This is a genomic window from Brevibacillus sp. MCWH (assembly GCF_013096935.1).
In the GTDB taxonomy this organism is placed as follows: Bacteria; Bacillota; Bacilli; order Brevibacillales; family Brevibacillaceae; genus Brevibacillus; species Brevibacillus aydinogluensis.
This window is the reverse complement of record NZ_SDLF01000271.1, coordinates 1-248: the sequence shown is the minus strand read 5'-3', so window position 1 is coordinate 248 and position 248 is coordinate 1. Positions and strand designations below refer to the sequence as shown.

The following is a 248-nucleotide window of genomic DNA, read 5'->3' as shown; positions in this document are numbered from 1 at the left end:
CCTGTCCGCAGGGTCGAAATCCCGAAACCTGACGGGGGAATACGATTGCTAGGCATCCCTACCGTGGTAGATCGCTTCATCCAGCAGGCCATCCTGCAGGTATTGACTCCCATATTCGACCCAGAGTTCTCCGACTCCAGCTTCGGGTTCCGTCCAGGCCGCCGTGCTCACAGTGCTGTGCGGAAAGCACAACAGTACATCAACGAAGGATTCCGGTATGTGGTCGACATCGACTTGGAGAAGTTCTT

General features: G+C 55.6%; 1 protein-coding gene. It reads left to right on the top strand.

The features are described from left to right. Positions 1-248, top strand: a 248-nt coding sequence (locus ETC00_RS20440) for a reverse transcriptase domain-containing protein (protein WP_253264365.1), incomplete at both ends; no start/stop codon positions are given.